This window comes from Streptomyces sp. NPDC056503 (assembly GCF_042794995.1).
Classification (GTDB): domain Bacteria; phylum Actinomycetota; class Actinomycetes; order Streptomycetales; family Streptomycetaceae; genus Streptomyces.
The window spans coordinates 45,109-51,730 of record NZ_JBHTST010000048.1 but is presented as its reverse complement, the minus strand read 5'-3'; the positions used below and the strand labels follow the sequence as shown (position 1 = coordinate 51,730).

Sequence of the window (6,622 nt, the reverse complement as noted above, 5' to 3'; positions counted from 1 at the left end):
GGTCGGGGCGGCCGTCGCCGGTGTAGTCGGAGCCGCCGCTGATCTGGTCGTAGGTCTGCCAGCCGCCGCCTATGGCGACGCGGCCCGCGAAGCCGTTGCGGCCGTCGCCCTGGTACAGCCACAGGACGCCCGCCTTGTCGCGGGCGACGAGGTCGGCGAAGCCGGTGCCGGCGATGTTCCCGGTGGCCTCGATCCGGTCGTAGATCTGCCAGCCGCCGCCGATGTACCCGGAGTCGTGCGTCCGCAGCACCCCGGAGGCGTCCCGGGCGAGCAGGTCGGGCGAGCCGTTGTCGTCGAAGTCGTGCGGCTTCTGCGCGCGGGTGACGGTGAGGGTGCCGGACCGCTTGACCGGCGCGCCGAAGCCGCCGCCGGACTCGGCGACCGACTCCCAGGTGTACGCGCCGTTGAAGGCGGCGATCGACCCCTTCGGGTCGGAGGCGTTCCCGTCGTTGAGGGTGCCCCACCAGCCCCAGCCCATCGGGATGCCGTCGGGGTACCAGCCGTCGTCCCCGGCACCGTCGTAGCCGTTCTCCACGAGCGTGAACGTCCTGCCGGTCCGCTCGTGCCTGAGGGTGTAGCGGTACTTCACGCCCTTGTGGTTGAAGAACTGCTCGAAGGGGACGCTGTACGTCTTGTCGAGGTCGACCGTCGTGGGCGGCAGGCGGGGCGGGCTGACCTCCGCGAGCTCGGCGGGGTAGCCGCCGTCGGCGAGGAACGCGGCGGTGGGCGTGGAGTCCGCGCCCACCGACACGCGGAAGACGCCGTCGCCGGTGCCGATCCTCCCGCCGCTGACCAGCAGGTCGCCCTCGGGGGTGGCGGCGACGGCCCGCACGTGGTCGAGCAGCCGGGTCGTGGCGCCGGTCGTGAGATCCACGATGTTCAGCGCGTGGAACGGCGACGGGCTGAGCGCCTGGGTGCCGTCCCAGGTGGCGTGAACGAGCCGGTCGCCGAGGAAGGCGACCTGGGCGTCCGGAGTCGACTCGAAGACCTGCTTCTCGGCCGCGCCGCGGGTGTGCACGACCACGGTCGACTTCTTGGTCGCCGGGTCGTACTCGCTCCAGGCGATCCGGGTGTCGGAGAGGGCCGCCTCGAAGCCCCACTCGCGGGTGAGCGGCGCCGCGTAGTCCTCCGCGACGGCGGCCGTGGCGAGGTCGACCGTGCCCCGGTGCTCGACCCCGTCGGGCCCCCGGTAGCGGAGCAGCGCGTGGGTGGCGGTGCCCTGCCGCACCCGGATGTACGTGGAGCCGTCCGGGATACCGGTGACGGGACGGCTGCCGTGCCCGGCGTCGTACACCCGCAGCTTGCCGGTGGGGCCCCAGGAGGTGAGGAAGACCGAGGCGCCCGCGAGCCCGGCGCACTGCTCGCCGCGCTCCATGGGCGCGGTCAGGACGGTGGCACCCGTGGACATGTTCCGCACGGTGGCGACGCCCCCCGCGCACAGCAGGGCGGTGTCCCCGACGACACTGTTCTCGCCGACGTACTCGTACCTGTTCTCCTCGACCGGGGTGCGTTCCCCGGTGTCGTACCGCACCCAGAACTGCTCCTCCCCGCGGTACCGGTTCATCGAGACGAGGAAGCCCGTCGAGCCGGCGGCGACGACGGCGGCCTGTGGCTCGATCCGGATCGGGGCGGGAGAGTCGGCGGCACCCGCCGACGGGGCGGCGAGGACGCCTGCGCCGAGGGTCGCGGCGAGGACGGTGGCGACGGAGGCACCGAGACGGTGTCCGGTGGAGCGGCTGGGCATGAGGGTTCCCCCTGGTCCGGAGCGGGCGGCGCGCCTGGCGGGGCGCACCGCCTGTTGGACTTCCGACCAGGGCGTCCGGTTGTACGGGATCCGGCACGAAGTTCTACCCGGGGTCCGGCCCCGTCCTCCGGTGCCAGGAGAAGCCGGTGAACTTCGTGCCCTCGCCCGCGGAAGCGGGGAGACCCGCACGCGCGGGAGAGCGCCCTTGGGGTGGGTCTCGTGGCTCAGAGGCGGGTCAGTGTGTCCACCAGGGCCAGTTCCTGGGCGTCGAAGTCGAGGTTGCCCAGAGCGGTCACGCTGTCCTCCAGCTGTCGTGGGCTGCTCGCGCCCACCAGGGCGGAGGTGACACGGCCGCCACGCAGCACCCAGGCGAGTGCGAGCTGGGCCAGGGTCTGGCCACGGGAGGCCGCGATGTCGTTCAGGGCCCGCAACCGCGTGATCAGTTCCGTGGTGAGGGCGTCCCTGTTCAGGAAGGGGCTGTCGCTCGCCGCCCGCGAGTCCTCGGGGATGCCGTCCAGATAGCGTCCGGTGAGCAGGCCCTGCTCCAGTGGGGAGTAGGCGATGGAGCCGATCCGCAGGTCGTCGAGGGCGTCGAGCAGGCCTTCGTCCTCCGGGCGCCGGTCGAGCATGGAGTAGCGCGGCTGGTGGATGGTGAGCGGTGTGCCGAGCTCGCCGAGGATGCGGGCGGCGTCACGGGTCTGTTCCGCCGAGTAGTTCGAGACGCCGACGTAGAGCGCCTTGCCCTGCTGGACGGCGGAGTGCAGGGCGCCCATGGTCTCTTCCAGGGGCGTCTGCGGGTCGAAGCGGTGCGAGTAGAAGACGTCGACGTAGTCGAGGCCGAGACGGCGCAGGCTCTGGTCCAGCGATGACAGCAGGGACTTCCGGGAGCCCCACTCGCCGTACGGTCCGGGCCACATCAGGTATCCGGCCTTGGTGGAGACGACCAGTTCGTCGCGGTAGGGCGCGAAGTCGGTCCGCAGGAGGGCGCCGAGGGCGGACTCCGCGGAGCCGGGCGGCGGGCCGTAGTTGTTCGCGAGGTCGAAGTGGGTGATCCCGAGGTCGAAGGCGCGGCGCAGGATGGCGCGCTGGGTCTCCGCGGGGCGCTCCGGGCCGAAGTTGTGCCACAGGCCCAGGGACAGGGCGGGGAGTCTGAGACCGCTGTGCCCGACGCGCCGGTAGGGCATGTCGTCGTATCGGTCGGATTTCGCGGTGTACAACGCGGCTCCAGGGCTTGGGGACGGCACCCGGCGATCGGGGTTGCGCCGGGCTGGTCGTGCGGTGACCAATCTGCCCTGGCCTGCGGGCATGGATCCAACAGGAGAATCCGATGGGATTCAGTGGGTAGGCTTCTGAATCATGGAACTCCGGCATCTCCAGCACTTCGTCGCCGTCGCCGAGGACCGGCACTTCACGCGCGCGGCGGAGCGCCTCATGGTCTCCCAGTCGGGTCTGTCGGCGTCGATCCGTGCCCTGGAGCGGACGCTGAAGGCCCCGTTGTTCGTACGCAGCACCCGACGGGTGACGCTGACGGAGGCCGGGCGGGCGCTGCTGGTCGAGGCGGAGCGCATCCTGGCGCAGGTACGGGCCGCGCACGAGGCGGTGGCGGCCGTGCAGGGCGTGCTGCGCGGCACGCTTTCCCTCGGCACCGAGCAGTGCGTCGCCGGAGTGCACGTGGCGAGACTGCTGGCCGCGTTCAGGCGACGCCATCCCGACGTGGAGGTACGGCTCCGGCAGGAGGGCGGGCTCACCCTGGCCGAGGACGTCGCCGCCGGCCGCCTCGACCTGGCCTTCGCCTACCGAGCCCAGGACGACTCCGAGCACCTGCGCTCCCTTCCGCTGGCGGCCGAGCCGATGACACTGCTGTGCCACCCCGAGCACCCGCTCGCCGCGGCAGGGCGGGGGCTCGCGCTCGCGGACCTCGCCGACGAGGTCTTCGTCGACTTCCACCCCGGCTGGGGGCCACGCCGGGCCACGGACGCCGCGTTCTCCTCCGCAGGCGTGGCGCGCACCGTGAGCCTGGAGGTGAACGACGTGCACAGCCTCCTGGACCTGGTCGAGGAGGACCTCGGTGTCGCCGCTGTACCCCGCCACTTCAGGCACAAGCGCGACTCCCTGCACGTCATCCCCCTCGCCGACACCGGAGACGCCGTCTACGTGACGGTCGCCCTCCTTCCAGCGGCACAGGCCACCAGTCCGGCAGCGCGCGCCCTGATGACGCTGCTGGAACAGGACGCCGCCCGCTGATATCCGACCGGGCCCCCTCCGCAACGGACGCTCACGCGATGCCGGAAGCAGCGCCGAACGGACGGGCTTCGTCGACGAGACGGGAAGACTTCCGCGGCCTCGGAAGTAGCCGACCCCGCCGAGCCCAAAAGGCGGGCATCGACCGCTCGCCTGCTGCCACGATGCACCCCATGGACGTCGAGAACCCCAGCGGTCTTCGAGTGGACCGCGCGGACCCATCGGACTGGGCCGCGTTGGCCAAGATCGATTCCGTCGCGGCGGCAGGCGACCCCACGCGTCGGGACAGCATCCGGCGCTGGTGCGAGCAGGGCGCTGTCCTCATGGCCCGGGACTCATCCGGACCTCTGGGTTACATCGTGCTGGAATACCACTTCTTCGAGCAGGGCTTCGCGACCATGCTGATGGTCGCCCCCGGTGCCCGTCGGCGGGGTGTGGGCGCACGTCTCCTCACGGCCGCCGAGGCCGTGTGCACCACCGCGAAGCTGTTCACCTCGACCAACGTCTCCAACCACCCCATGCAGCAGCTGCTGCAACGCGTCGGCTGGCACCCGGTCGGTCTGCTCCACGGCCTCGACGAGGGGGATCCCGAACTCTTCTACCTCTGTCCGAGCGCTCGACTCCGCGACGGCACCGGAACCGGGGGCTGAACGGCAAGCGGTGAGGCGACCGACCCCGCAGACGCCGGAACCGCCGTGGTGAGCATGGTGGTAGGAATCCCCGGCACACGGGAAACGACCCGGCGCCAGGCGCCGGACTCGTGGCCCCGCCGGCGCAAGCGCGGCCAGGCCGGACTCACGCCGCGGAAGAGGAGTCCCGGATCCGTCTCGCGGCCTCTCTCAGCAGCAGAAGGGCGGCCGCCGGGGCCGAGGGGCCCGAGGGGCGGGTCGCCAGGGAGGCGCCCGCGCGGCGTACGGCGTCGAGGCGGAGGCGCTGGACGCCGACGAGGGCGCGGACGAAGGGGCGGTACGGAGGGACCACGAGGGTCGGGAGGGGGCTGGCGTCCCCGAGGTCGGCGGCGGCGCGGCCGGCCTGTTCCTCGACGAGTCGGCCGAGTGCGGGGCCGGGTCGGGTGAGGTCCGCACCGTGGCGGGTCACCGCGTCGACGGGGACGCCGGGGCGGCCCGCGCGTACGTCCTCGGGCAGGTCCTCCAGGAAGTCGATGCGCTGCATGGCGCGGATGAGCAGGTGGCAGCCTTCGGTGAACGCCGTCCGCGTGGGCGCGTCCTCGGGCGCGAGGAGGCAGGCCGTGAGCATCAGCGCGGGAAGCGAGTACTCCCGTACGTACTGCTCCAGTTCCCGGTCGTCGGCGATGGTCCGCCAGGCGACCTCGCGCTCGCAGCCCCGCAGGAACTCGTCCACGTGGGCGCGCACGTCGGGGTGGTGTTCGGCGGTGTGTGCCAGGCAGCGCAGGACGGGCAGGGCGGAGTCGCCTTCGGCGAGGGCCTTGCGCACGAGGCCGTCCCACTCGGCGAGCGCGGCCGCCCGATCGTCCGGCGTGCCGCGGTCGATCCGGTCGTCGGTGTCGTGCATGAACGCGACGGCGGCCACGACGTGCGGGAGCAGCGCGGCGGGGAGCAGGAGCCGCGCCGCCGCGTACTCGGCCGCCGCGAACCTCCGTACCGCCCGCCGTTGCTCGGTGTACTCCCGCCGCAGCCGCGGCTCCCGCACCCCGGCCCGGTCGAGGGCCCGCTTCCACATGCCGGTCTCCTGTCGTCGTCGGCTGTGAGCCTACGGCTCCCGGGCGGAAAGCCCGGAGGGCCCCCGGCCGTTCGTCCACCGGACCCACGTCGACGCGCGAGGGGTCGCAGGGGGCAGGTGAACGAGGTCGACGGCCGCCCTCGTCCTCTCGCACGTGGCCGCACGCTGGTCCAGCCGATGCCGACCCGCGCGGCCGGACGGCCGGGCGGGCCGTCCGGCGAGGGTGACCGGGCCGCGGGAAGCCCGATTCGGGGCCGGCCGGGGTCCGGTTCTTCGTCACAGCCGCAGGAGTGCCGGGATGTCGGCCACGCCGTCGAGGATGTGGGTGGGGTTCTCGGCCGCGAGTTCCTCACGGGTCTGGGCGCCGGTGAGGACGCCGGCGACGATCCCGGCGCGGGCGGCGTGGCCGGCGCGGATGTCCAGGGCGGTGTCGCCGGCCGCGAGTACCTCGGCGGGGTCCTTCACGCCTGTCAGCTCCATGGCCCGGTGGATCATGTGCGGGGTCGGACGGCCCGCGGCGACCTCGGAGGCGCAGACGACGGCGTCGAGTTCGTCGCCGACGCGCCAGTGGAGCGCGGCGAGCAGGGGGTCGGTGACCTGGCGGTCGAAGCCGGTGGTGAGGGCGACGCGTACGCCGGCGGCGCGAAGGGCCGCCAGCGCCTCGGGGACGCCGGGCAGCGGTGCGGGGCGGATGGCGGCGTAGGTGTCGTGCAGGCGGCCGACGAAGTCGGCGTGCAGGTCCTCCACCGCCGCCGGGTCGCCGGTGAGCGCCGCGAGGGCCTCGCGCTTGTCGGCGCCCATCCAGCGGCGCAGGGCGGCGTCGTCCGCGGGGGTTCCGTGGTCGGCCACCACGGCGGCGAGCACGTCGTAGACGGCGTTCTTCTCGTCCACCGTCGTTCCGGCGATGTCGAGTACGACCAGGCTGATCATCGGTGT

At 73.0% G+C, this 6,622-nt stretch carries 6 protein-coding genes; 2 read left to right on the top strand and 4 right to left on the bottom strand.

The features are described from left to right. Together ACFQ8C_RS17010 and mgrA are read right to left on the bottom strand one after the other, a co-directional pair. The coding region (locus tag ACFQ8C_RS17010; RefSeq protein ID WP_383457703.1) for a hypothetical protein at nucleotides 1-1,744 on the bottom strand (1,744 nt) is incomplete at its 3' end. A gap of 224 nt (nucleotides 1,745-1,968) precedes the next feature. Continuing rightward, nucleotides 1,969-2,961 carry an L-glyceraldehyde 3-phosphate reductase gene (mgrA, locus tag ACFQ8C_RS17005; RefSeq protein WP_383457700.1) on the bottom strand — a complete coding sequence of 331 codons (993 nt, stop codon included), beginning with the start codon at nucleotides 2,959-2,961 and terminating at the stop codon, nucleotides 1,969-1,971. Nucleotides 2,962-3,100: 139 nt separating this feature from the next. Here mgrA and ACFQ8C_RS17000 point away from each other — a divergent pair, with 139 nt between their 5' ends. Further along, entirely contained in the window at nucleotides 3,101-3,988 is an 888-nt protein-coding gene (locus ACFQ8C_RS17000) for a LysR family transcriptional regulator (protein ID WP_383457698.1), read from the top strand. Between the two features lie 170 nt (nucleotides 3,989-4,158). After that, nucleotides 4,159-4,635 carry a GNAT family N-acetyltransferase gene (locus ACFQ8C_RS16995; RefSeq protein WP_383457695.1) on the top strand — a complete coding sequence of 159 codons (477 nt, stop codon included), beginning with the start codon at nucleotides 4,159-4,161 and terminating at the stop codon, nucleotides 4,633-4,635. 145 nt (nucleotides 4,636-4,780) lie between these two features. Here the strand turns inward: ACFQ8C_RS16995 and ACFQ8C_RS16990 are convergent, their stop codons facing one another. Together ACFQ8C_RS16990 and ACFQ8C_RS16985 are read right to left on the bottom strand one after the other, a co-directional pair. Next, nucleotides 4,781-5,686 carry a squalene/phytoene synthase family protein gene (locus ACFQ8C_RS16990; protein ID WP_383457692.1) on the bottom strand — a complete coding sequence of 302 codons (906 nt, stop codon included), beginning with the start codon at nucleotides 5,684-5,686 and terminating at the stop codon, nucleotides 4,781-4,783. 276 nt (nucleotides 5,687-5,962) lie between these two features. Beyond that, nucleotides 5,963-6,616, bottom strand: a complete 654-nt coding sequence (locus tag ACFQ8C_RS16985) for a phosphonatase-like hydrolase (RefSeq protein WP_383457689.1) — start codon at nucleotides 6,614-6,616, stop codon at nucleotides 5,963-5,965. Between the last annotated feature and the right edge of the window lie 6 nt (nucleotides 6,617-6,622).